This is a genomic window from Klebsiella sp. PK18 (assembly GCF_057784655.1).
The window spans coordinates 127,158-151,967 of record NZ_CM173493.1 but is presented as its reverse complement, the minus strand read 5'-3'; the positions used below and the strand labels follow the sequence as shown (position 1 = coordinate 151,967).

23 protein-coding genes are annotated in these 24,810 nt (G+C 57.9%); 13 read left to right on the top strand and 10 right to left on the bottom strand.

The window, feature by feature from the left end; all coding sequences use genetic code 11:
- Positions 1-957 carry a divergent polysaccharide deacetylase family protein gene (locus tag AC3EMD_RS00735; RefSeq protein WP_008806852.1) on the top strand — a complete coding sequence of 319 codons (957 nt, stop codon included), beginning with the start codon at positions 1-3 and terminating at the stop codon, positions 955-957.
- A gap of 5 nt (positions 958-962) precedes the next feature.
- Here the strand turns inward: AC3EMD_RS00735 and AC3EMD_RS00730 are convergent, their stop codons facing one another.
- From AC3EMD_RS00730 to kbl, 3 genes are all read right to left on the bottom strand, one after another.
- The gene (locus AC3EMD_RS00730; RefSeq protein WP_012540315.1) at positions 963-1,751 is read right to left on the bottom strand and encodes a glycosyltransferase family 2 protein; all 789 of its coding nucleotides are present in this window, start codon (positions 1,749-1,751) and stop codon (positions 963-965) included.
- Positions 1,752-1,920: 169 nt separating this feature from the next.
- Positions 1,921-2,946, bottom strand: a complete 1,026-nt coding sequence (gene tdh / locus AC3EMD_RS00725) for an L-threonine 3-dehydrogenase (RefSeq protein WP_004205051.1) — start codon at positions 2,944-2,946, stop codon at positions 1,921-1,923.
- A gap of 12 nt (positions 2,947-2,958) precedes the next feature.
- The gene (kbl, locus tag AC3EMD_RS00720) at positions 2,959-4,152 is read right to left on the bottom strand and encodes a glycine C-acetyltransferase (RefSeq protein WP_302073883.1); all 1,194 of its coding nucleotides are present in this window, start codon (positions 4,150-4,152) and stop codon (positions 2,959-2,961) included.
- Between the two features lie 213 nt (positions 4,153-4,365).
- Here kbl and rfaD point away from each other — a divergent pair, with 213 nt between their 5' ends.
- From rfaD to AC3EMD_RS00695, 5 genes are read left to right on the top strand one after another with little or no spacing between them, the layout of a single operon-like run.
- The gene (gene rfaD / locus AC3EMD_RS00715) at positions 4,366-5,298 is read left to right on the top strand and encodes an ADP-glyceromanno-heptose 6-epimerase (protein ID WP_008806849.1); all 933 of its coding nucleotides are present in this window, start codon (positions 4,366-4,368) and stop codon (positions 5,296-5,298) included.
- An 8-nt stretch (positions 5,299-5,306) separates the two neighbouring features.
- Positions 5,307-6,365 (top strand): ADP-heptose--LPS heptosyltransferase RfaF, encoded by a 1,059-nt coding sequence (rfaF, locus tag AC3EMD_RS00710; protein WP_008806848.1) that lies wholly within the window; start codon positions 5,307-5,309, stop codon positions 6,363-6,365.
- A gap of 3 nt (positions 6,366-6,368) precedes the next feature.
- Positions 6,369-7,340, top strand: coding sequence for a lipopolysaccharide heptosyltransferase RfaC (gene rfaC, locus AC3EMD_RS00705; protein WP_302073882.1), 972 nt, complete (start codon positions 6,369-6,371; stop codon positions 7,338-7,340).
- On the top strand, positions 7,340-8,248 hold the full coding sequence (locus AC3EMD_RS00700) for a sugar glycosyltransferase (RefSeq protein ID WP_012540313.1): 909 nt from the start codon (positions 7,340-7,342) through the stop codon (positions 8,246-8,248). The genes rfaC and AC3EMD_RS00700 overlap by 1 nt, the downstream gene beginning before the upstream one ends.
- Positions 8,226-9,395 carry an O-antigen ligase family protein gene (locus AC3EMD_RS00695; RefSeq protein ID WP_022064893.1) on the top strand — a complete coding sequence of 390 codons (1,170 nt, stop codon included), beginning with the start codon at positions 8,226-8,228 and terminating at the stop codon, positions 9,393-9,395. Before AC3EMD_RS00700 ends, AC3EMD_RS00695 begins: the two co-directional genes overlap by 23 nt.
- A 43-nt stretch (positions 9,396-9,438) precedes the next feature.
- Here AC3EMD_RS00695 and AC3EMD_RS00690 read toward each other — a convergent pair whose 3' ends face one another.
- Positions 9,439-10,518: a glycosyltransferase family 9 protein gene (locus AC3EMD_RS00690; protein ID WP_055323287.1), complete on the bottom strand. Its 1,080-nt coding sequence runs from the start codon at positions 10,516-10,518 to the stop codon at positions 9,439-9,441.
- Between the two features lie 18 nt (positions 10,519-10,536).
- Entirely contained in the window at positions 10,537-11,499 is a 963-nt protein-coding gene (locus AC3EMD_RS00685) for a polysaccharide deacetylase family protein (protein WP_012540311.1), read from the bottom strand.
- Positions 11,500-11,610: 111 nt separating this feature from the next.
- Here AC3EMD_RS00685 and rfaQ point away from each other — a divergent pair, with 111 nt between their 5' ends.
- The 7 genes from rfaQ (at position 11,611) to coaD (ending at position 18,545) form a co-directional block, all read left to right on the top strand.
- A complete protein-coding gene (gene rfaQ / locus AC3EMD_RS00680; protein WP_302073881.1) occupies positions 11,611-12,687 on the top strand; it encodes a putative lipopolysaccharide heptosyltransferase III in 1,077 nt (358 codons plus the stop codon).
- Positions 12,684-13,811, top strand: a complete 1,128-nt coding sequence (locus AC3EMD_RS00675) for a glycosyltransferase family 4 protein (RefSeq protein WP_032733939.1) — start codon at positions 12,684-12,686, stop codon at positions 13,809-13,811. The genes rfaQ and AC3EMD_RS00675 overlap by 4 nt, the downstream gene beginning before the upstream one ends.
- A gap of 2 nt (positions 13,812-13,813) precedes the next feature.
- Positions 13,814-14,908 carry a glycosyltransferase gene (locus AC3EMD_RS00670; protein WP_008806840.1) on the top strand — a complete coding sequence of 365 codons (1,095 nt, stop codon included), beginning with the start codon at positions 13,814-13,816 and terminating at the stop codon, positions 14,906-14,908.
- A 29-nt stretch (positions 14,909-14,937) separates the two neighbouring features.
- Positions 14,938-15,927, top strand: coding sequence for a glycosyltransferase (locus AC3EMD_RS00665; RefSeq protein ID WP_008806839.1), 990 nt, complete (start codon positions 14,938-14,940; stop codon positions 15,925-15,927).
- A gap of 91 nt (positions 15,928-16,018) precedes the next feature.
- Positions 16,019-17,293, top strand: a complete 1,275-nt coding sequence (gene waaA, locus AC3EMD_RS00660; protein ID WP_008806838.1) for a lipid IV(A) 3-deoxy-D-manno-octulosonic acid transferase — start codon at positions 16,019-16,021, stop codon at positions 17,291-17,293.
- Positions 17,293-18,063 (top strand): glycosyltransferase family 2 protein, encoded by a 771-nt coding sequence (locus AC3EMD_RS00655; RefSeq protein ID WP_012967058.1) that lies wholly within the window; start codon positions 17,293-17,295, stop codon positions 18,061-18,063. Before waaA ends, AC3EMD_RS00655 begins: the two co-directional genes overlap by 1 nt.
- Positions 18,064-18,065: 2 nt before the next feature.
- Positions 18,066-18,545 (top strand): pantetheine-phosphate adenylyltransferase, encoded by a 480-nt coding sequence (coaD, locus tag AC3EMD_RS00650; RefSeq protein ID WP_008806836.1) that lies wholly within the window; start codon positions 18,066-18,068, stop codon positions 18,543-18,545.
- Between the two features lie 135 nt (positions 18,546-18,680).
- Here the strand turns inward: coaD and mutM are convergent, their stop codons facing one another.
- The 5 genes from mutM to AC3EMD_RS00625 all read right to left on the bottom strand — a co-directional run bounded on the left by mutM (position 18,681) and on the right by AC3EMD_RS00625 (position 24,658).
- Entirely contained in the window at positions 18,681-19,490 is an 810-nt protein-coding gene (mutM, locus tag AC3EMD_RS00645) for a bifunctional DNA-formamidopyrimidine glycosylase/DNA-(apurinic or apyrimidinic site) lyase (protein ID WP_039102646.1), read from the bottom strand.
- 63 nt (positions 19,491-19,553) lie between these two features.
- Positions 19,554-21,887 carry an energy transducer TonB family protein gene (locus AC3EMD_RS00640; protein ID WP_302073880.1) on the bottom strand — a complete coding sequence of 778 codons (2,334 nt, stop codon included), beginning with the start codon at positions 21,885-21,887 and terminating at the stop codon, positions 19,554-19,556.
- The gene (locus AC3EMD_RS00635; RefSeq protein ID WP_046882239.1) at positions 21,888-23,261 is read right to left on the bottom strand and encodes a DNA-binding protein; all 1,374 of its coding nucleotides are present in this window, start codon (positions 23,259-23,261) and stop codon (positions 21,888-21,890) included.
- Positions 23,251-23,976, bottom strand: coding sequence for a PP2C family serine/threonine-protein phosphatase (locus AC3EMD_RS00630; protein WP_032740336.1), 726 nt, complete (start codon positions 23,974-23,976; stop codon positions 23,251-23,253). The genes AC3EMD_RS00635 and AC3EMD_RS00630 overlap by 11 nt, the downstream gene beginning before the upstream one ends.
- 4 nt (positions 23,977-23,980) lie before the next feature.
- Positions 23,981-24,658: a vWA domain-containing protein gene (locus AC3EMD_RS00625; RefSeq protein ID WP_032740337.1), complete on the bottom strand. Its 678-nt coding sequence runs from the start codon at positions 24,656-24,658 to the stop codon at positions 23,981-23,983.
- Positions 24,659-24,810: the final 152 nt, after the last annotated feature.

Sequence of the window (24,810 nt, the reverse complement as noted above, 5' to 3'; positions counted from 1 at the left end):
TTGCTTCAATTTCGCGCAATTGCTCTTGCCGTAGCCGGTTCGCTGGCTCTGGCGGCGCCAGCGTTCGCTGGCAAACTCTCCATCGTTATTGACGATTTTGGCTACCGCCCGCAGACCGAGAATCAGGTGCTGGCGCTGCCGTCAACTATCTCCGTCGCCGTGCTGCCGAACGCGCCGCACGCCCGGGAAATGGCCACGAAAGCGCATAATCTGGGCCATGAAGTGCTCATCCACCTGCCGATGGCGCCGCTCAGCAAACAGCCGCTGGAAAAAGACACCCTGCGTCCCGAAATGAGCAGCGAGGAGATCGAGCGCATCATTCGCGAGGCTTACGGCAAAGTTCCCTACGCCGTCGGGCTGAATAACCATATGGGCAGCGCGATGACCTCCAACCTGTTTGGTATGCAGAAGGTGATGCAGGCCCTGGAGCGCTACAATCTCTATTTTCTCGATAGCGTCACCATCGGCAACACCCAGGCCATGCGCGCCGCGCAGGGCACCGGGGTGAAGGTGATTAAGCGCAAGGTGTTTCTTGACGATACGCAGAATGAAGCCGATATCCGCACCCAGTTCAATCGCGCCATCGCCCTGGCGCGGCGCAACGGTTCGGCAATAGCCATTGGCCATCCGCATCCGACAACGGTGCGGGTGCTGCAGCAGATGGTCTATAACCTGCCGCCGGATATCACGCTGGTGCGCCCGAGCAGCCTGCTCAACGAGCCACAGGTCGACAACTCGACGCCAAACTACGCTCAGCCGCCCGCGCAACAAACGCCGCCGCAGCAGCAGAAGCCGCGTAATCCGTTCCACGGCGTGAAGTATTGCAAGCCGAAGCGCCCGCTGGAGCCCGTGAACGCCAGCCGCTTCTTCACTATCCTCAGCGACAGCATCAGCCAGAGCGCGCTGGTCCAGTACTATCGCCTCAAATGGCAAGGCTGGGACAATCCCGGCAACTAGACCACTCAGGGGTCCGTTCGCTTTTGCGCGACGGGCGCCTGGTTATCTTCGTGGGCGTACCACGCCTTAAAATATTTGAGAAAGCTGTAAAACGTGGCGTACAGGCCGGTGACCACGCCGACTTTGCCATAGCGCCACGCTCCGCTAAAGAGATACCACTTAAAGAAAGCGCCAATGGCGCTGACGATCCCCCGCGTCAGCGAAGGTTTGATCTGCTGGTACTTCACCAGCCGGGTGGTATAGCTGTTTAGCTTATTAAACACTTCATGCAGCGAATAAAAGGTGTCATGGCGTACAAAGCCCGGCAGCCTGACGGAGCGTGCGTGTCCGACCACCTGGTCATCCACCGGCCGGTCGTTAAACCGCGCCTGCTGGCGGTTAAAGAGACGCACCGGGTAATCCGGCGAAGAAATAGGGTAGATCGTTCGCACCTGCGTGCCGAGCACAAACCAGTAGCGCGGCAAACGCCAGGCGCAGGTTGGGTCTGGCTCCTCGCCCGCTTTTAACGCCTGAATGGCCGCCACCACGTCGTTATCAAGAATCTCATCGCTATCCATACACAGCACCCAGTCATGGCTGGCCAGCCCGATGGCATAGTTCATCTGGGCGCCGTGGGCTTTATAGGCATGATGATGGACGGTGAGACCAAACTGCTGACAAATAGAGACCGTTTCGTCGGTGCTGCCGGAGTCGACGACGATACATTCATCGGCCACCTTCAGCAGCGGCGGCAGCACCTCCATCAGCAGGCGCGCAGAGTTACAGGTCAGTAAGCATACGGAGAGTTTAAGCATGATAGTTACAAAGTTAAACCGCGACTAAACACACTGTATAAGCGAATAACCGTAAAATCGATGTAGAAATTGTGCGCTTAATATTAAGCAGGCTAAAAATGTTATCCAAATCTAAATTAAGGCGCCCGCAGGCGCCTTTTTTGCTGATTTTTACAACAGCCCGGAGGCGTTATTCCCAGCTCAGAACCACTTTACCGGACTGGCCGGAGCGCATCGCGTCAAAACCTTTCTGGAAATCATCAATGCCGAAGCGGTGGGTGATGATCGGTGAAAGGTCCAGACCAGACTGGATCAGCGCCGCCATTTTGTACCAGGTTTCGAACATTTCGCGACCATAGATCCCTTTAATAAACAGCCCTTTGAAGATGACCTTGGTCCAGTCGATGGACATATCCGACGGCGGGATACCCAGCATCGCGATACGGCCGCCGTGGTTCATGGTATCGAGCATGCTGCGAAACGCCGGCGGCGCGCCGGACATCTCCAGGCCCACGTCGAAACCTTCGGTCATGCCCAGCTCGGCCATCACGTCGTTGAGGTTCTCTTTCGCCACGTTCACCGCGCGGGTGACGCCCATTTTGCGCGCCAGCTCCAGACGGTACTCGTTGACGTCGGTGATCACCACGTTACGCGCGCCGACGTGTTTCGCCACCGCCGCCGCCATCACGCCGATCGGACCGGCGCCGGAAACCAGTACATCTTCCCCGACCAGATCGAAGGAGAGCGCGGTGTGCACCGCGTTGCCGAACGGGTCGAAGATAGACGCCAGGTCATCAGAGATATTGTCGGGGATTTTAAAGGCGTTAAAAGCCGGGATCACCAGATACTCGGCAAAGCAGCCCGGGCGGTTGACGCCCACGCCGATGGTGTTGCGGCACAAATGGGTGCGGCCCGCGCGGCAGTTGCGGCAGTGGCCGCAGGTGATATGCCCTTCGCCGGAGACGCGGTCGCCAATCTTAAAGCCGCGCACTTCCTGACCAATCCCCACCACTTCGCCGACGTATTCGTGACCGACCACCATCGGCACCGGAATGGTCTTCTGCGACCACTCATCCCAGTTGTAGATGTGCACGTCGGTTCCGCAAATGGCGGTCTTGCGGATTTTAATCAGCAGATCGTTATGGCCGACTTCCGGTTCCGGTACGTCGGTCATCCAGATGCCTTCTTCCGCTTTCAGTTTGGATAACGCTTTCATCTCACACCCTTATTAGGCGATGACGCCCAGTTGTTTGCCGATGCGGGTAAAGGCTTCCACCGCACGCTCAATTTGTTCAGGGGTATGCGCCGCCGACATCTGGGTGCGAATACGCGCCTGGCCTTTCGGTACCACCGGATAGAAGAAGCCGGTGACATAGATCCCTTCTTTCTGCAGCTCGCGGGCAAAGTTCTGCGCCACCACCGCTTCACCCAGCATCACCGGAATGATGGCGTGGTCGGCGCCCGCCAGCGTGAAGCCTGCCGCGGTCATTTTTTCGCGGAACAAACGCGCGTTAGCCCACAGCCGATCGCGCAGGTCTGCACCCTCTTCAACCATCTCCAGCACTTTGATGGAGGCGGCCACAATGGCCGGCGCCAGAGAGTTGGAGAACAGATACGGACGGGAACGCTGGCGCAGCCACTCAACCACCTCTTTGCGTGCGGCGGTGTAGCCCCCGGAGGCGCCGCCCAGCGCTTTACCCAACGTGCCGGTGATGATGTCGACGCGACCCATCACGTCGCAATATTCATGAGAGCCGCGGCCGTTTTCGCCGACGAAGCCGACGGCGTGGGAGTCATCGACCATCACCAGCGCATCGTATTTATCCGCCAGGTCGCAAACGCCTTTCAGGTTGGCGATGACGCCATCCATTGAGAAGACGCCATCGGTGGCGATCAGCACGTGACGCGCGCCGGCCTCGCGCGCTTCTTTCAGACGCGCTTCCAGCTCCTGCATGTCGTTGTTGGCATAGCGGAAGCGCTTCGCTTTACACAGGCGCACGCCGTCGATGATCGAGGCATGGTTCAGGGCGTCGGAGATAATGGCGTCTTCCGGCCCGAGCAGCGTTTCAAACAGGCCGCCGTTGGCGTCAAAGCAGGAGGAATAGAGGATCGCGTCTTCCATACCGAGGAAATCGGCCAGCTTCTTCTCCAGCTGCTTATGCGTATCCTGGGTGCCGCAGATGAAGCGTACCGAGGCCATCCCGAAGCCGTGGCTGTCCATGCCGAATTTCGCTGCGGCAATCAGTTCCGGGTGGTTCGCCAGACCCAGATAGTTATTGGCGCAGAAGTTAATCACATGGCTGTCGCCGACGGTAATGTCCGCCTGCTGCGCCGAGGTGATGATCCGCTCTTCTTTGAACAAGCCTTCGGCCCGAGCGGTTTCCAGATTACTCGTTAACTGTTTGTAGAAATCACCACGCATTGCAACTCTCCAGATTCGGCAAAATTTGGCACATATTACCCAAAGCTATACGCTGATACGAGATGATGCAGGCCTGAATGAATTATTTGCAGCATAAATCACGTCAGCCCAGCACCTTATTCTGCGAATGGCTGTAGGCTTGCTCATGTGGTGATATGATATGAGCATTCATGCCCGGATTGTCTTCGGGCTCCCAACTTCAAAGGTACAGTTATGATCATCGTTACCGGCGGCGCAGGCTTTATCGGCAGCAACATCGTTAAAGCGCTGAATGACAAAGGCATCACCGACATTCTGGTTGTCGACAATCTGAAAGACGGCACCAAGTTTGTGAATCTGGTTGACCTGAACATCGCTGACTACATGGATAAAGAAGACTTTCTGATCCAGATAATGGCGGGTGAAGAGTTCGGTGAAATCGAAGCGATCTTCCACGAAGGCGCGTGCTCTTCCACCACAGAGTGGGATGGCAAGTACATGATGGATAACAACTATCAGTACTCTAAAGAGCTGCTGCACTACTGCCTGGAGCGCGAAATCCCGTTCCTGTACGCCTCTTCCGCCGCCACCTACGGCGGGCGCACCAGCGACTTCATCGAGTCCCGTGAGTACGAACAGCCGCTGAACGTCTACGGCTACTCCAAATTCCTGTTCGACGAATACGTCCGCCAGATCCTGCCGGAAGCCAATTCGCAGATCGTCGGCTTCCGCTACTTCAACGTCTACGGGCCGCGCGAAGGCCACAAAGGCAGCATGGCGAGCGTCGCTTTCCACCTCAACACCCAGCTGAATAATGGCGAAAGTCCGAAACTGTTCGAAGGCAGCGACGGCTTCAAGCGCGACTTCGTCTACGTGGGCGACGTGGCAGACGTCAACCTGTGGTTCTGGGAAAACGGCGTGTCCGGGATCTTCAACCTTGGCACCGGCCGCGCGGAATCCTTCCAGGCGGTTGCCGATGCGACCCTGGCTTTCCATAAAAAAGGCAGCATTGAGTACATCCCGTTCCCGGACAAACTGAAAGGCCGCTACCAGGCATTCACCCAGGCCGATCTGACTAACCTGCGCAAAGCGGGCTATGACAAACCATTCAAAACCGTTGCCGAAGGCGTAACGGAGTATATGGCCTGGCTGAATCGGGATGCGTAAGAGATAACATGAAAATTCTGGTGGTAGGCCCGTCTTGGGTGGGCGACATGATGATGTCGCAAAGTCTTTATCGTACGCTCAGGGCGCGCTATCCCCAGGCGATTATCGACGTGATGGCGCCAGCCTGGTGCCGTCCGTTGCTATCGCGCATGCCGGAAGTGAATGAAGCGATCCCGATGCCGTTGGGCCACGGCGCGCTGGCTATCGGCGAACGCCGCAAGCTCGGCCATAGCCTGCGCGAGCGTCGCTACGATCGCGCTTACGTGCTGCCGAACTCGTTTAAATCGGCATTAGTCCCCTTCTTTGCCAACATCCCGCTGCGCACCGGCTGGCGCGGCGAGATGCGCTACGGCCTGCTCAACGACGCCCGGGTGCTGGACAAAGACGCCTGGCCGCTGATGGTGGAACGCTACGTGGCGCTGGCCTACGACAACGGCGTGATGCGCTGCGCCAAAGATCTGCCGCAGCCGCTGCTGTGGCCGCAGCTGCAGGTCAACGATGGCGAAAAATCACAGGCCTGCAACGCCTTTAATCTCTCAAACGAGCGGCCGATCATCGGCTTCTGCCCCGGCGCGGAATTCGGTCCGGCCAAACGCTGGCCGCACTATCACTATGCCGCGCTGGCGAAAAAGCTTATCGACGATGGCTATCAGATTGCGTTATTCGGCTCGGCGAAAGATAACGAGGCCGGCAAAGAGATCATCGCCGCCCTCAGCAGCGAGCAGCAGGCCTGGTGTCGTAATCTGGCGGGTGAAACCCAGCTGGAGCAGGCGGTCATTCTGATCGCCGCCTGTAAAGCTGTAGTGACTAACGATTCGGGGCTGATGCACGTCGCCGCCGCGCTGGACCGCCCGCTGGTGGCGCTGTATGGCCCGAGCAGCCCGGACTTCACCCCGCCGCTGTCGCATAAAGCGCGGGTTATCCGCCTGATTAGCGGCTACCACAAGGTGCGCAAAGGCGATGCCGCGGAAGGCTATCATCAGAGCCTGATCGACATCACCCCAGAACGCGTCCTGCAAGAGCTGAACGAACTGTTAGCGGAAAAAACCGAGCACGAGGAAGCGTAACGGATGCGGGTATTGATCGTAAAAACCTCGTCCATGGGCGACGTGCTACACACGCTGCCCGCGCTAACCGACGCTGCGCAGGCCATCCCCGGCATTCGCTTCGACTGGGTGGTTGAAGAGGGTTTCGCGCAGATCCCCTCCTGGCATGAAAGCGTCGAGCGGGTGATCCCGGTGGCGATTCGCCGCTGGCGTAAAGCCTGGTTTTCCGCGCCGATTAAAGCGGAGCGTCAAGCCTTCCGCGAGGCCGTTCAGGCGGTAAAGTATGACGCCATCATCGACGCCCAGGGGCTGGTGAAAAGCGCCGCGCTGGTTACTCGCCTGGCGCACGGCGTCAAGCACGGTATGGACTGGCAAACGGCCCGCGAGCCGCTGGCGAGCCTGTTTTACAACCGCCGCCACCATATCGCGAAACAGCAGCATGCAGTGGAGCGTACCCGTGAGCTGTTCGCCAAAAGCCTTGGCTACGCGAAACCCCTGACCCAGGGGGATTACGCCATTGCGCGCCATTTCCTGCAGCACGAGGCTAGCGCTGCCGCGCCCTATCTGGTGTTTCTGCACGCCACCACCCGCGATGATAAACACTGGCCGGAAACCCGCTGGCAGGAGCTTCTCGATCTGCTGGCCGACAGCGGCGTCCGCATTAAGCTGCCGTGGGGCGCCCCGCACGAAGAGGCGCGGGCAAAACGACTGGCGGAAGGCCGGGAGTATGTTGAAGTGCTGCCGCGCATGAGCCTTGAGCAGGTGGCGCAGGTTCTGGCCAGCGCCCGGGCTGTCGTCTCGGTCGATACCGGACTGAGTCATTTGACCGCCGCGCTGGATAAACCGAACTTCACGCTCTACGGCCCGACCGATCCGGGGCTGATTGGTGGATACGGTAAAAACCAGCATATCGTCAGGCCGGAAAACAGCACCAGCACCAGCGATATTCCGGCCAGCCGGGTTCATCTTCTCCTGCAAAATCAGGGGCTGCTCTGATGGGATCCCTGTTTAAACAGATCTACCGCTATACGCGCCCTCGCGCTTATCGCCACAATGAAAATCTGTGGCCTTTTACCCGTATTACGCGCGCGCCAAGCGGCGAAATCAGCGCGTTACGCTATAAAGGGAAAACGGTGCCGCTGGTCAGCCTGAGCGCGCTGAAAAACAGCATGCAGGGCGAAGTCCTGCTGACCGCCACCGGCCCCTCAACCCGCAATATCGATTTTTCCCTGTTGTCGAAAACGATCCCGGTGATGGGCGTCAATGGCGCCTGGCATCTTGCCGACCGGCTACACTTTTCGCTCTATACCATCGTCGACATGGAATTTTTCGATAAGAAGCCTGATATTATCCGCGCCATTGTCAGCCAGCCGGAGATTCTGCTGTTCACCACCATGCACGGGATCGCCAAAATCCTCGATCGCTATGGGGACGCACTACGCTGCCGTTTGGCGTTGATTGAGGACGGTTGCTATAAGATTTACCAGCCGAAAGTCGCCAGCGAAGCGATAAAGCGCACTTACCAGCAGAATGCGGCGATGTGCTTTCATCCTCAGCGCCCGGATATCTGTTTTAGCACCGATATTCGCCAGGGCATCTTTGATGCCGGCACGGTGGTCTACTGGGCGCTGCAAATTCTCGCCTGGCTGGGCTTCAATACTATCCTGGTGAGCGGCCTGGATATGACCAACTTTAACCAGCCGCGATTCTACGAAACACAACAAGAAAAATTGCCTTCTTACCTGGCAACAAAAGTGGATACCCTCGTCATGCCCTCCTTTGCGCATGCCGCGCAGGTACTGCAGCAACGTCAGATTCGGGTGATTAATTTTTCCCCAGAAAGCGCTGTGCCGGATACTATCTTCGAAAAGGTTGCGTTTAATGAGTACTTTAAAAGTGAGTAACTTCGCCAGACAGGGTTACTCGATTGTCTTTCCTTTGTTTTTATTTTTCAGCGCGATTTTTTGCATGTCCACCCGGACCAATAATCTGCTGCATTTATCGATCCTGCTGCTATTGCTGTCGCTGGTACGCCAGGAAAACCGCCAGGCGCTGGCCGGGGTGTTACGCGAGCAGTGGCAGACCTGGACGCTGCTGGCAGCTTTCTTTATCTATTACGCCCTCAGTAACCTGTGGGGACATACGCCACAGCATATTGACTCGCCGATCACCCACGGCGTGTATCTGACGGGGTATCTGTTGCTGATGACGATGCTGCTCAGCGACGAACGAACCCGCCGCCTGGCCATGCTGGCGGTGGTTGGCGGGATCACCGTGCTCTCCCTGTGGACGCTGATTATCGACCATACGCTGGTCCTCACCGAACGAGCGGTCTCCCCCGAGAACCCCGGACCAACGAACGTTATCGACCTTGCCGGTTACTGCGGCATCGGCATTTTAATCTGCGGCATGCTACTGAAAGAAAAAGCCAGCCACTGGCTCTATCTGCCGGTGGTCATCATGCTGGTGATGCTGCTGCTCACCCAAAGCCGTGGGCCGATCATCGCCCTGGTGCTGGCGGTCGGCTGCACGTTGCACCTGCACGTCTTCACCCGCCGCAACCTGCTGATCGCCGCGGCGCTGGCTGTGCTGGTAGCGCTGCTTTTGGTCATGACGCCGGTGGGCGACATGCTGCTCGCCCGTTTCGAAGAGCTTGGCACCCAAAGCGGGCTGCGCCTGAGCATCTGGCATCATACGCTGTCGGAGATGGCCAGCCAGCCGTGGCTGGGGCGCGGTTTCAGCTATGAACTGGATTTCATCAACTACAGCGGCGAGCACATCACCACCACCCACAGCGTGTATATGGGCGCCCTGCTGAAAGGCGGCATCCTGGGGTTACTGCTGCTGCTGGCGGTCATTGCCTGCGGGCTATGGCAGGCGTGGCGCAAGCGCCACACCGACAGCCGCTACAGTCTGGCGATCCTGTTTTACGCGCTGGTGTTTATGGCCTCGCAGGGGATGTTTATCATCAGCAACCCCCGGGAAACCTGGGTGCTGTTCTGGCTGCCGCTGGGCATCGCGCTCAGCAAAGGGCTGGCGGAAAAACGCTAACAAAAAGGGCCGTCAGCGGCCCTTTTTTATATTCACTTTTAAATCAACTGCGGGCGGCGACCAGCCGGTCGGCCTGCTCTTTAATCACGGGCCACACCGACTCAATCGCCACATCGGCGACATTCGCTTCTTCACAGACGATCTGTTTCGCCTTGTCATAGCCCGGCGCCCAGATGTGATAGCCGGGCAGCCCGGTATCCTTGAGTTTGCGCTTGTTATAGACCGCCACCATCGGTTTATCGAAGGCCCGGGCGATATGCACGATCGAGGTGTCTGGCGTAATGACTAAATCACAGCTGCGGATCACTTCGACGGCGGAGTTGATGGTGCTGTCGGCGATATACAGCGCCATATCCAGCTCCAGCTGGCGGATTTTCTCACTACGCCCCACCATCACGATACAGACCCGGTAAGGTAGGGCGCGTAACCGCTCGACCAGGGTCGCCACCTGGTGACGACAGAAGTCTTTATCCTCGGACGCGGTAAAAGGGTTAATGGCGATACGCAGTTCGACCTCTCCGGCCTGGGAAAGCAAGCGAGCCACTTTCTCCCGCTCATGGCGGCAGCCGGGGAGATGATAGTGATACGGATGGTCGTCAACGATGCCAAACAGTTTCACCACCTGTTTATAGCGCTGGGAAATATGGCTGTTGCTGTCAAAAAAAGCGATCGAATGATCGTAAAGTTTATATTGATCTTTATTAAAACCAATCACGCTGGCCGCCCGTAAATCGGCGAGTAATTTAAAGCGTTCATAGCTGGTGACGTCATCAAAATCGATAACTGCATCAAAACCTACCGCCCGCAACGTATTTAAGGACATGCGCGGCCGATATAAATATACTTGCTGAATGAATTCTGAGCCTGCTAATATTTCGCAGCATATTGGTCCGGTTAACACCGAAACCTGATATCCCCGTTCGGCCAGTATTCTGGCGCAGCCGGTCGTGACCACCATATCCCCGACTTTATCGTCCAGGCGCAATAGCAGTACGCGGCGGACAGCAGCTGGGTCGAAGGCTTTACGCGCCGGCTTATTTCTGTATCGATAGTTAATTAAATTAAATTTAATGCCGCGGAAAAAAGCATTCTTTTTCCGCGTTAATTGTTTAAGGATACGCATACGGTACCTTGAGCTGTGTTAGCGCTGTGTGATTTTCCGCTGGTAATATTCTGCCAACGTCATGCCCTTCACCTGCGGCGCCAGCCAGCTAAAAAAGGCTTCAAGGTCAGCGTATAAACGCTCAATATCCCGTTCATTCTGGAACGTGGGGCTGCCGCCGGGCATATACTCTGAAGAGTGGAGCATATATTCCACGTAGTCATTGCCCTGCGTCAACGTTTGTTCGACGACTTTTTTCATCGTCTCCACGTTGCCGCCCATCGGACGCAGCCAGTGTACGGAGGGGGAACGCACTTTACCCCGCAGGCGATCGTAGCCCTGCTTCACGCTGTTCATCCACGCTGAGTGCTTGTACTGAATGCTCATCGGCACTTCCAGCAGCGGAGAGTGGCCTTCGCGGCTGATATCATTTTCATCGAGAAAATAGGCATGCTGCGGGAAGCGGCGATAATCGGTCCCGCCATCGCCCTGCGGCGCTCCCTTGGCGGTCTTCCAATTCACCCGCGGGGTCACCGAGCAATCGACCTGATAACCGTGCTCCACCAGCAGACGCGCATAGCGCTCGTCAAAGGCCCAGCGCCCGGCGCGATGGCTGACCATTTTGGTCTGGAAAGTATCCTCCAGCAGATGCGTCATATAGTCGACCTTCTCACGCATCATGGCATCGCTGTATTCAATGAGATAAGGCTTATGCCGCCAGTCATCGGCGGTCAGCGGCTCGGTCGGCGGGCTGTTCCACGCATGCAGATGCATGCCGACTTCCGCGGTGCCGCGGGCAATCACGTCTCTGGCGAATTCGATATAAAAGGGGTCGATGGCCATTTCATAGTTGGTCAAATAGACCGGTTTAAAGCCATACTTTTCGCAAAGCTGCTGAAAACGCGGGAGATAACGCGCATTCTCGGTGGTGATGCTGTCATGTTTTTGCCAGAGGTTATCGCCCTCTGTATCAATCGTGATGAGAAATGCGGGATTGTGCACGAAAACGTCCTCAGGCCATACGTATCGGGTCATGGTAGAGCAATACAACGCTTCTCTCAATCTGTCTGATCCCCTAGAATCGGAACCCTTATCCTGGATGAAGAACAGAGTATGACGCCTGAAACCCTCTCCCGCGGCCCGTTGAACCCGGCGCGGATCCTGGTCATTAAGCTGCGCCATCATGGCGACATGCTGCTGATCACGCCGCTTATTCACGCGCTGAAACAGCAGTATCCCGCCGCCAGCGTGGATGTGCTGCTGTATGAAGAGACCCGGGATATGCTCGCCGCCAACCCCGATATCCATCATATTTATGGTCTCGATCGCCGCTGGAAAAAGCAGGGAAAAAGGCATCAGTTGAAGATGCAATGGCAGCTCATTCAGACGCTGCGTCAGCAGCGATACGATATGGTGCTTAACCTTGCTGACCAGTGGCCGAGCGCGATTATCAGCAAACTGACCGGCGCCGCGACGCGGATTGGTTTTGATTTTCCGAAGCGCCGCCACCCGGTCTGGCGCTATTGCCACACCGCGCTGGCCTCCACCCAACAGTACAACCAGCTGCATACGGTACAGCAGAATCTCTCTATTCTCGCTCCGCTCGGTCTCCCGTTGAACGACGCGCCGGCGCGGATGGGCTACAGCGAAGCAGACTGGGCCACCAGCCGCGCCCTGCTGCCGGAGGAGTTCCGGGAAAACTACATCGTCATCCAGCCAACGTCGCGCTGGTTCTTTAAATGCTGGCGCGAAGATCGTATGAGTGCGCTGATCAACGCGCTGTCTGCCGAGGGGTACGCGGTGGTGCTCACCTCCGGCCCCGACGATCGAGAGAAGAAGATGGTGGACACCATCATCGCCGGTTGCCCGCAGGCGCGTCTGCACTCTTTAGCCGGCCAGTTAACGCTGCGCCAGCTGGCGGCGGTGATCGATCACGCCCGCCTGTTTATCGGCGTCGACTCGGTGCCGATGCATATGGCTGCGGCGCTCGGCACTCCGCTGGTCGCCCTGTTCGGCCCCTCGAAGCTGACCTTCTGGCGTCCGTGGCAGGCGAAAGGCGAGGTGATCTGGGCCGGCGACTTCGGTCCACTGCCCGATCCGGACGCCATCAACACCAACACCGAAGAACGTTATCTCGATTTAATTCCTACCGACGCCGTGATCGCAGCGGCGAAAAAGGTACTGGCATGAGTAAATTCAGGCTGGCTCTGGTGCGGCAGAAGTACCGCCCGGACGGCGGCGCAGAACGGTTTGTCTCCCGCGCGCTGGAAGCCCTCGACAGCAGTCATCTGCAGCTGAACGTCATCACCCGCGAATGGCAGGGGCCGGTGAAACCGGACTGGCAGATCCATATCTGTAACCCACGTAAATGGGGGCGCATCAGCCGCGAGCGCGGCTTTGCCAACGCCGCGCGCGCGCTCTGGCAGCGTGAGTCTTTTGACCTGGTGCAGAGCCATGAACGTATTCCCGGCTGCGATCTCTACCGCGCTGGCGATGGCGTTCATCGCCGCTGGCTGCAGCAGCGCTCGCGCATTTTACCGGCCTGGAAAAGCCGCCTGCTGTTCGCTGACCGTTACCACCGCTACGTCATGCAGGCGGAGCGCGAGATGTATGAAGACTCACACCTGCGCGGGGTGATCTGCAACGCCGAGATGATCAAGCGCGAGATCATCGAAGACTTTGGCCTGCCGGCGGAGAAGATCCACGTTATTTACAACGCCATTGATAACCAGCGCTTCCTGCCGCCGGACGAAGACACCTTTGCCGCCTTACGCGCCAAATGGCAGCTACCGCTGCAGGCAACCTGCCTGATCTACGTCGGCTCCGGCTTTGAGCGCAAAGGACTGGCGGCGGCAATCCGCGCCATCGCCCCCACCGATCGCTATCTGCTGGTGGTTGGCAAAGATAAGGATCAGCCGCGCTATCAGGCGCTGGCGAAGAGTCTCGGCTGCGAAGCGCGGGTGCGCTTCTTCGGCATGCAGTCGGAGACGCTGCCCTTCTATCAGATGGCCGATGGTCTGCTGCTGCCCACCCTCTACGATCCGTTCCCCAACGTCATTCTCGAAGCGATGGCCTGCGGTCTGCCGGTGATCACCACCACCGGCTGCGGCGGGGCGGAGTTTATCGTCGACGGCCACAACGGTTACGTCTGCGACGCCCTGGATATCCCGGCGCTGCAGCAGGCGGTGATGGCCCTGCCTGCCCGCGCGCTGGGCTCCGCGCAAGGTGGTCGCGCCCGCGAGCGCATCATGGCCTGCACCAGCGAGCGACTCTCAACCCAGCTGCTTTCTCTTTATCAGGATCTGGTGAAATAACGATGCGCATCTTATTTGTGATTGACGGTTTACCCGGCGGCGGCGCGGAAAAAGTGGTCCTGACCCTGGCAGCACAGTTCCTGCGCGACGGCGATCGGGTGTCGCTCATTTCGCTGCGCGATGTCTGCGAGTATCCGTTGCCCGAGGGTCTCGACTATCAGGTGGTGGCCGATCGCTGCCGTAAACCGTGGCGCAAGCTGACCGAGCTGTCCCGCCGCGCCCGCCAGCTGGACGCCGCGGTCATCCGGGCCGAACAGCAGGGGCAATTTGACCTCGTGCTTTCCAACCTGCACAAAACCGACCGCATCGTCGCCCGCAGCCGGGCGCTGCGCGAGCGTAACGTCTGGTTCTGCCTGCACGGCGTATTCTCTGCCTCCTATCTCGGGCACCGCACCGGCTTTGACCGCTGGATGAAGCAGCAGAAAATTAAGCGAATTTACCAGGGTCGCAACGTGGTGGCGGTTTCCGACGCCGTGGGACGCGATCTGGTGGAAGCCTTCGCCCTGCGTCCGGCACAGCTGAAAACCATCTACAACCCCTTCGATATCGCCACTCTGCGCGCCGAGGCGGAAGCCGAGAGCGAGCGACCGGCCGGTGACTATCTGATTCACGTCGGCCGCTTCCATCCAGGCAAACGCCACGACCGCCTGCTTGAAGCCTATGCGCAAAGCGGCATTGACGCGCCGCTGGTGCTGTTAGGCCAGGGAAAACCGGAGCAAGAGCAGCGCCTGCGCCAGCTGGCCAAAACGCTGCAGGTTGACGATCGGGTGTGGTTCAAGGGTTTTCAGAAAAACCCCTTACCGTGGATCAAAGGCGCACGGATGCTGGTTTTAAGCTCCGATAGCGAAGGATTCGGCAATGTGGTGGTGGAAGCGCTGCTGTTGCATACGCCGGTTGCCAGCACCCGCTGCCCCGGCGGCGTCACCGAGATCCTCACCGGCGAACTTGCCCGCGGTCTGGCGGATCTGACCAGTCCGGCGCTGGCTCAGACGATGCAAAGCATTTACCATAACCCGCCGACTATCGACGACGCCGCGCTGGAAAAATTCAGCGTCGTGTCCATTTGTCAGCAGTACCGTCAGCTGCAGCGCACCTGACGCCGTTAGTTAACCAGGATCGAAGATTTATGAGTCAAACGCCTTTATTGAGCATCGTGGCTGCCGTCTACAACGGTGAGAAATTTCTTGCGCAGTTCTTTGAGTGCCTTGAACAGCAGCAGCTGGAAAGCTATGAACTGATCCTGGTGAACGATGGTTCGACAGACAACAGCCTGGCGGTGATCGCCGAATGGCGGGATCGGCTGCAGAACGTCCAGGTACTGGAGCAGGAAAACCAGGGCGTCTCGGTCGCGCGCAATACCGGCCTCGCCGCCGCCAGCGGCAAATATCTGGCGTTTCCGGATATCGACGACAAACTCTATCCGGGCATGTATCGCACGCTGCTGGAGATGGCCGAGAAAGAACATCTCGATATCGCGACCTGCAACGGCACCTACGTGTATGAAAAGCGCCGCGAGAGCCACCCGATCTTCCCGCTGGATCGCCTGCCCTCGACCGGCGTGCTGCCGGGTCATGTCTGGCTCAAGCAGGCCCTGGACTCGCGGAAGTTTCTACACGTCACCTGGCTCAACATCTATCGCCACGACTTTATCCGCCAGCATCACTTCCATTTCGAGCCCGGCCTGCGCCATCAGGATATCCCGTGGACGACAGAGGCGCTGCTGGCCGCGGAGCGCGTGCAGTACACCAGCCAGCAGTTCTATGATTACTACATCCACTCTGAGTCGGTGTCGCATAAGCCGGACAACGACGACACGCTGATGCGTTCGGCGCGCCACTATATGAAGATTCTGGAGATGCTGGAGGCGATCAACCAGCGCTACCCGGATAAAGTGCGCCATATCGCCGCCTGTCGCTGGCAGATCGCCAAAGAAGGCCTGGGGATTATCCACACCTTCGACAGCATGAAAGATGAGTCGAAAAAGCATGTTATTATTAAAGAATTCTTCGACCGCGGTATCTGGCGGTTAATCTGGAAAAACGCCTGTACTTTCCGTTTACGCTGGCGCCTGGGACGCCGTTATCTGCGTATTAAGCGTTATCGCCACGCGGTATAGACCAAAAACCCGCTGTTTCCGCCAAAGAGATAGCTTTACGCGGGCTAAATGCTTAGAATTTGCCCGCCAAAACAGAGAACGGATAAATAGTTTGGAATTGCTTTATACCACCCTACTTTACCTTATTCAGCCGCTGGTGTGGCTGCGGCTGCTGCTGCGCAGTCGTAAGGCTCCTGCCTATCGTAAACGCTGGGCGGAACGCTATGGCTTCTGTCAGAACAAGGTAGAGCCGGATGGCATTCTGCTGCACTCCGTTTCCGTCGGAGAAACCCTGGCCGCCATTCCGCTGGTTCGCGCTCTGCGCCACCGCTACCCTTCGATGCCGATCACCGTCACCACCATGACGCCGACCGGCTCCGAGCGCGCCATGTCGGCGTTCGGCAAAGATGTCCATCACGTCTATCTGCCCTACGATCTGCCCGGCGCCATGAACCGCTTCCTGAATACCGTTCAGCCGAAGCTGGTTATCGTGATGGAAACCGAGCTATGGCCGAATATGGTGGCCGCGCTGCATAAGCGTAAGATCCCACTGGTGATCGCCAACGCCCGCCTTTCTGAACGTTCCGCCAAAGGCTATGCCAAACTGGGCGGTTTTATGCGCCGCCTGTTAAGCCGTATTACGCTTATCGCCGCGCAGAATGAAGAGGATGGCAACCGCTTCCTTGCTCTCGGACTGAAGCGCAACCAGCTGGCGGTCACCGGAAGTCTGAAATTCGATATCTCCGTCACCCCGGAGCTGGCGGCCCGCGCGATTACGTTGCGCCGCCAATGGGCGCCACACCGCAAGGTCTGGATTGCCACCAGCACTCACGACGGCGAAGAACAAATCATCCTGCAGGCGCATAAAAAACTGCTGGAGACCTTCCCGAACCTGCTGCTGATCCTCGTTCCCCGGCATCCGGAGCGCTTCCCCGACGCGCGTGAGATGGTGCAAAAGGCCGGAATGAGCTTTACTCTGCGCAGCACCGGCGAGATCCCCTCCTCCAGTACCCAGGTGGTGATTGGCGATACCATGGGTGAACTGATGCTGCTCTACGGCATTGCCGACCTCGCCTTCGTTGGCGGCAGCCTGGTGGAGCGCGGCGGCCATAACCCGCTCGAGCCGGCGGCGCATGCCATTCCGGTGCTGATGGGGCCGCATACCTTCAACTTCAAAGATATCTGCGCCAAGCTGCAGCAGGATGATGGCCTGATCACGGTCACCGACGCCGACTCGCTGGTCAGGGAAGTGTCCACGCTCCTGACCGATGAAGACTACCGCCTGTGGTATGGCCGTCACGCGGTGGAAGTGCTGCACCAGAACCAGGGCGCGCTGTCGCGTCTGCTCAAGTTACTGCAACCTTACATGCCGCAACGGAGTCATTAATGTCGAACCGGCTTTCCGTGGTGATGATCGCCAAAGATGCAGCGGAGCTGCTGCCGGATTGTCTGGACTCCGTTAGCTGGGCAGATGAAATCATCGTCCTCGACTCTGGCAGTACCGACAACACCGTCGAGCTGGCCCGCCGCCTCGGCGCCCAGGTCTATACCCATACCGACTGGCGAGGCTATGGTATTCAGCGCCAGCGCGCGCAGGACTATGCCACCGGCGACTGGGTGTTGATGATCGATACCGATGAGCGCGTCACGCCAGAACTCAGGCAGGCTATTCTTAAGGTGCTGGCAGCGCCGCAGCGCGGCGCTATCTACAGCATCGCTCGTCGCAACTACTTTCTCGGACGCTTTATGCGCCACAGCGGTTGGTATCCCGATCGCGTGCTGCGCCTGTACGAACGCGCCCGTTACCGCTATAACGATAATCTGGTCCATGAATCGCTGGACAGCCTGGGCGCTGAGGTCATTCCGCTAACCGGCGATCTCCTGCATCTGACCTGCCGCGACTTCGCTGGCTTCCAGCAAAAACAGCTGGCGTATGCTGCCGCGTGGGCGCTTGAGCGCCACCGCAAGGGCAAGAAGACCTCGATGGCGGGCATTTTCAGCCATACCCTGGGCGCGTTCCTGAAAACGCTGCTGCTGCGCGGTGGGGTGCTGGACGGTAAGCAGGGCTGGTTACTGGCGATGGTCAACGCGCAGTATACGTTTACGAAATATACCGAGCTGTGGGCGCTGAGCCACGGCTACTCGGAGAAAGGGTAATCATGAGCACAAAAGCGATCTATCCGGGTACCTTTGATCCCATCACCAACGGTCATATCGACATTGTCACCCGCGCGGCGAGCATGTTCGATAAAGTGGTGCTGGCTATCGCCGCGAGCCCGAGCAAAAAGCCGATGTTTACCCTCGACGAGCGTATCGCGCTGGCCACTCAGGCAACAGCGCATCTGGTTAACGTGGAGGTTATCGGCTTTAGCGACCTGATGGCCAGTTTCGCCCGCGCGCAGCAGGCCAATATTTTAATTCGCGGCCTGCGGGCGGTGGCGGATTTCGAGTATGAGATGCAGCTGGCCCACATGAACCGCCACCTGATGCCAACGCTGGAGAGCGTGTTCCTGATGCCGTGCAAAGAGTGGTCGTTTATCTCTTCCTCACTGGTGAAGGAAGTGGCGCGTCACCAGGGCGACGTTTCTCATTTCCTGCCAGCTAACGTCCACCAGGCGCTATTGAATAAGCTGAAGTAACGCATCTATCTGCTGGGGCATGAGCCACGCAGGCTGGCGCTGCACTGCGCCGCCCATCCACACCGGCTCTGTCCCGGTCTTTGTGCCAGGTGGCGCTACGCTGACCTGGCCTACAAACGTTCCTGTTCCTGAGAACTACTTCTGGCACTGACGGCAATAAAAGGTCGCCCGCTGGGCATGTTTGGTCCCGACAACCGGCGTGCCGCAGATCCGGCACGGTTCGCCCTTGCGGCCATAGACCTGCAGCTCCTGGGCAAAATAGCCCGGCTTGCCATCGCTTTGCAGGAAATCCTTCAGCGTGGTGCCGCCCTGCTCTATCGAACGCAGCAGGACCAGCTTAATCACTTTCACCAGCTGCTCACACTCTTCCCGCGACAGTGAAGAAGCCAACCTGTCGGGATGGATCCCGGCCGAGAACAGCGACTCGCTGGCGTAGATATTGCCGACCCCTACCACCAGCTTGTTATCCATCAGCCAGGGTTTGATCGCAGTTTTTTTCTTCGCGCATTTCTGCTGAAGATAGTCGGCGTTAAATTCATCGCTGAGCGGCTCCGGGCCAAGGTGGGCCAGTACCGGATGGTCTTCCAGCGTTTTGGTCCACAGCCAGGCGCCAAAGCGGCGCGGATCGGTATAGCGCAGCACCTTGCCATTACTCATGACCAGGTCAACGTGATCGTGTTTTTCGGCCGGTAGCTCTTCGCTCAGGATACGCAGGCTTCCCGACATCCCGAGATGGACGATGATCCAGCCGTCCGGCAGTTCCAGAAGCAGGTATTTGGCACGACGCCGCACGCTGAGCACTGGTACATCGCTCAGGCGATAAATCTCTTCGGAAACCGGCCAGCGCAGCCGTCCGTTGCGCACGACGGCGTGCAGAATGGTTGCGCCAACCAGGTGCGGCTCGATGCCGCGGCGGCTGGTTTCAACCTCTGGTAATTCAGGCATGATTTTCCTCATCTACATAGGCAGGCGTCACTATTTTACCTCGTTCAGGAGGCAACGACGCGATTAGTGGAGAAAATTCACGCCAACGGTCATCCGCCTGCCATCAGGCTGCGGTTTAAAGTTCCAGCGCCACAGCATATTGACCGCCTGCGCATCATACTGTTCCACTTCGCTGCTTTTGCTGATGAGAACCAGCGTCGGCATGCCAGTATCATCGATATCAACGGTCAGTTCCGCCCGCCGTTCGTCCGGCCTCTGCGGCGCCTTCCACTCCACGTTGAAGAGAGCGGCATTCAACACCTCATCCCGATCGATATCAACCGTCATGCGCGGCGCTGGATCCAGGGGAGTGACGGTTTCCTGACGATCCAGTTTTTTACTGGCAGGTAAGATCGCCGCGGCCTTCGCCGTATCTTCCCCTTTAGCTCTTTCCCCAAGGATATCGCCATAGTCGGCGTAGACCTTTGCCGAAAGAATCGCCTTACGTAGCCCCATGCCAACCCGCATCAGTAGCTTCGTTTTGATATTCGCTATTTTCTGCTCGGTATCCTCGGTAAGCGGCTGTAGCAGCATGGAAGCGATCATCGCGCCCATATACAGCTCAGGATCGCGCTCGGCCCACACGCTCCCCCAGGCCATCCACACCTGCGGATCCTCTGGCGCCAGCGCCAGCAGCTGCGACCATGCTGCCCGCTTCTCCTCAAAGGAAGCGTAACTTTTTCTGAACGCCAGATCTTTGAGTAGCGGCGCGTAGTACGGGTGCGTCTCCACCAGGGCTTCCATCGCCTCCGTCATTTCAGTAAAGCTTTCCATTCTGCCTTTGGGCGTTTTATCGCGTTTTTTGAGGTAGATAAGCTGTAACTGATGCGCCTCTTCCGCGCTCAGTCTCTGTTGCGGAAACAGCGCTTGCATTCGCGTAAATCGCGCCATCATTTCCTTCCTGGCGCTTTCCATTCCCGTTTTATTATGGCGAGCGGCCAGCCGGGAAATGCGCATCGCCCGCGCCTCCATCTCCCCATAGTATTCTTCCGGCGGTACGCGATCGCTGATAAAGCTCACTGGCATCAACACGCGTTTTCCCTGCCGGTGAGAACCAAAACGCCACTCCTGTGCATAGTGCAGCGCCGCCTGGTCGAACTCGGGAACGCCGCTGCTGCATTCAACGACCACGTTTAACAGCTCGCCGCTGGCGTCGGTATCCAGCGAGAGTATGGTCGTCGCTGACTTGATATATTTATGTATCGCCGGATACAGCATCGCCTGCAAACTCTCTTTCCTGATGCCATAGCGCTCCGTATCAATGCTGACATGGCCAGGAAAGCGTTCGTTAATCGGGCTGACGCTACGCACGGGGGCAGTTTTAAACACGATTGATTTTGCCAAAGGCAGCACCTTGCTCGCTTCACCCTGTTCTGTTGCATACTTATCCAACGGCAAGTCGCAGGAGCGCGTCTGCATCCGCGCCTGCAAAATGAGCAGGATTTGCCGATCTTCCACCGGCATTTGCGCGATGTATGCTGCCAGCCGCTGCTGTAGCGCAGGCTGCCGCGGGCTCTCCTTCAGACCCTCCGCCATTAACAATCCGGTCGTAATGCTCTTTGTGAACGGCTGAAACTGCGATTTTCGCACCCGCTCATCATCGCGGGCCTGGATCAGCGCGACTGCCCAGCCCAGCCAGGCATCCGGGTTTTCCGGCGCAATGGCGATGGCCCGGCGAAACGCCGTTTCCGCCTGCGCTTTATCCGCCTCGCTCGTCAGCGTCAGGATGGCCGTGGCCAGCGTCAGATCGCCCCGGTCCGGCATCCAGGCCAGATACTCCATCATTTTAGGTAATGCTTTCGCTTCCCGTTCACGATAGCCCAGCGCCTGCTGCCAGAGCGCATCCGCGGCGGCGGCATCTTCGTCATTCCAGCCAAGCGGCAGCGCCCACAGCGTTTTTTTCTGCGCGAGAAATTGCTCGGTGATGTTGTGCTGATTCAACGGCCCCCCACGCAGCGCTATCTGAATAAAACGAGCATGGCGGTCATAGAGAAAATCGCTCCAGGCGGGCGTTTCCAGCTGATTCATACTCTGCCAGCGCCGCTGGTTTTGTTCGCCAAAAGGCACCTTGCATAAGGTAATGCCGATGACAAAAACAATCTGCGCCACAGCAACAATCAGATAGCCTTTATTGTGTCGGGTAACCGCCACCCACATCAGGGCAGAAAAATAGATCGTTCCCCCCAGCCACAGGCCATAGAGATATAAACGCTGGGGATCATTGAGCGCGGCAGGTAACAACGGCAGCTTATCCATTAAGCGAAATGGCGCGGACCACAGCAAGGAGACGAGTTCCGGCGCCACAAAAGCCATCAATAACGCGAAAAAGAGAATGAGATATCTTAATTTCAGCGTCATTTATGGCTGACTCCGAATAATGGACCGGAGTATCAGCGCCGCCACCCAGATAAAAATAATCAGTAACGCCGCAATATCGAACCATGCTGGACCAGAGCCGTTGAGCCGGGCAAAACTGCGCGCCAGCCCCCCCATGATCAGCGTACTCATCAGCGCTAGCGCGCCATGCCAGGCAAATGAAGGAACGTTGCTGCGAATACTGCGCCACAGCAGGGTTAACGGCCCCGGCCCGGTAGGTTGACGAGGTACGGCGGCGGCTGGCGCCCTGCGAGGCTTCTGCATTACCGGTGCGACCCGCGGGCGCACGGTTTCCGCTTGCTTACGCTGCTTTGCCTGCTTTATTCCCGCAACAACCTGTTTTTTCCGCGCGCAGACCAGGCATGGCATCCCGGCGAAATGCTGGTGTTTTTGATGACAAAGAATAATTTTTTGCGTGCTACGTAGCGCATAAGGACGCAGCACCTGCGCCCATTCATCGGCGGAAGGTCGTCGGGCGGGCGAATCGCTAAATGCGCGATCGAATAGCTTACGCAGCTCAACCGGCAGCAAATGGTGGGTACTTGCCGGCACCGGTGAGATAGTCGTTGCTGCGTTGATCCCGTAGGCATAGCAGCCAGCGGCGATACGGCCGGGTAAATCATCCGGTACCTTCGCCATTTGCGAGCGACCGCTGTAGGGATGAATACCATGGTTGAGCAGTTGGAAAATGATCACCGCCAGCGAGAAACGATCCTGCGCTTCTTCCTGCTCACCGGGCACCTGCCCAATACGCTGAAACTCCGGCGCCAGATAATCCGGCGTGAACTGCCCTGCAGGGAAACGCTCTCCCTCGCCCTGAATGCTAAAGCCATCGCAGTCCAGCAGCGCGATATAAAGGCTGTCGCGATAGAACCGCAGGTTGACTGGCTTCATGTCGATAACCCGGTGCTGTCGCGCATGCAGCGTAGAGACCAGGGTAGCAAGGTTACAAGCCAGGCTCACTTTCGCACCGATGCCTTCCGGCAGATGGTGCGCCTTCGCCTGCCGCGCCTGTAAAATATACTCCAGCTCAATGGTGCGCTGGGTGTCGAGAACCGGCATGACAAAGCCCACTACGCGCTTGCGCTCGTCGTAGAGCAAATAGTCGGGCCATGCCAGCTGGACAATCGACTCGCCTTCCGCGGGGGCGGGGATCTCAGGCCGCTGCGCCAGCATGGCGCTGAGCTTGCGTTGGTAGTAAGCGGTATCGGTCTGCGGATGGTAAAGTTTAGCAACGCGGGAAGGGTCATCCGCCAGGAAATAAACACTCCCCGCGCCGCCGCTCTTGATCAGTTTCCCCAGACGTACCGTGCGGCGCTGTCCGTCATAGCAGGCTGGCAGCTTTTTATGCTTCATGACGCAGGGCTACCAGAAGTGTCTTGTCATCACCGGTTATCGCCCAGGTGCGCGGGTCGTCCAGCGTGGCGCGCAGCGCTTCGCTTCCTTCAGCCTCTGAAACCTGCTGCACATAACGCAAAACCGGATCGATAAACGGAGAGAACAGCGCATCCCCACGCCGATTGAGTGCGAACGGCTGCACGCCGTCAGTCATCATCACCAGTCTCGTGGCTCTGCCAGAAAACTGGCTGATATGTAAATGCTCCCGCCAGTCGTCGCTGGTCAGGAACCAGGTCTGGTTAGCGTATTCGCCGTTTTCAGGCAGGGAGAAGTGCTGTTCGGCATCCAGGCTTAACGCCGCAGCGCCATCGCCAATATGCACTATCACAGAGGCGGTCTCTCCCAGCCAGGCAGCCAGAACGGTACAGGCAAAATCGCCCGCGGAAATTTCCCGCTCCTGCGCCTGTAGCAGCACGGTCTCGCGCACACTACCGAGCAGCGTCGCCAGCTGATTTTCATCCGGCGCCGTGATGAATGTCGCCAGGCGATCGGCCAGCGCATGCGCGACCAACGCTGCGCCCTGCTCGCTATACGCGGCAGAGCCCGCCCCATCGCATACCACGGCGACAAGCCGATCGCCCAGATGGCGATAGCAAAAGGCATCCTGGCAGGGAAGTTGATTTTGTCGGTGGCTGCTACCCATGACCGACGCTGCGTATACGCGCCAGTTCATGGTGTCAGACCGAAATTTCGGACCAGCTATCCGTCGGCGGTAGCTGTGCTTTACCGCCCGGTGTCGACTGCGACACCACCTGCATACTGGCGCTGAGCCAGAGGAATAGCTCGCGGAACTGCAATCCCTTCAGCTGCTTCACGCCGTTAATGCCGCTACGGCTGAACTGCCCCATCGACTCAGTTGCTTCGTGTCCTACGCTAATCGGAAACACAGCGACTTTATTTGCCGCCTGCGCATCACGGCACGCCTGCGCTGCCGCCTGCCAGTTGTCGGTGGGCTCGCCATCCGACATTAAAAACAGCCATGGCCGGGTATAGGGGACGCCAGCCGCTTTCAGGCGCTGTTTTTCCGCTTCAATTTCGCCCAGCGCCAGGCTAACGGCCTGCCCGGTGGGCGTCAGGCCACTGGCCTCAAGCTCGGGGGCAATGAAGTCCATCGCATCACACCAGTCGCCATACAGCTCGCATTCATCATAGCCGCCGTATTTGATCACCAGCAGGCGAACGCGCTTAGCGGCGATGACATCCTGCTTAAGTTCCTCTTCCAGCAGCTTTAATCCCTGATTCAGCTGGGCGATTGGCTGGCCCTGCATGCTGCCTGAGCAATCGAGGACCAAAATTAACGGTGTGCGCTGTTCGCTGTTATCGATAAATGAAACATCTGGAATAAAAGAGGCCATAACAATCCCTGTCGCTGGTTTTCTGTACCGGAAGAATAGACAGACTATACAAGCAAGACAAGAAAAACCTTTATATTCATTATGTTAATTGATTTGTAGTAAATAATTAAAAGAGGGATATATGATAAGTTTTGAAGGTGTTTTGCCTGAAT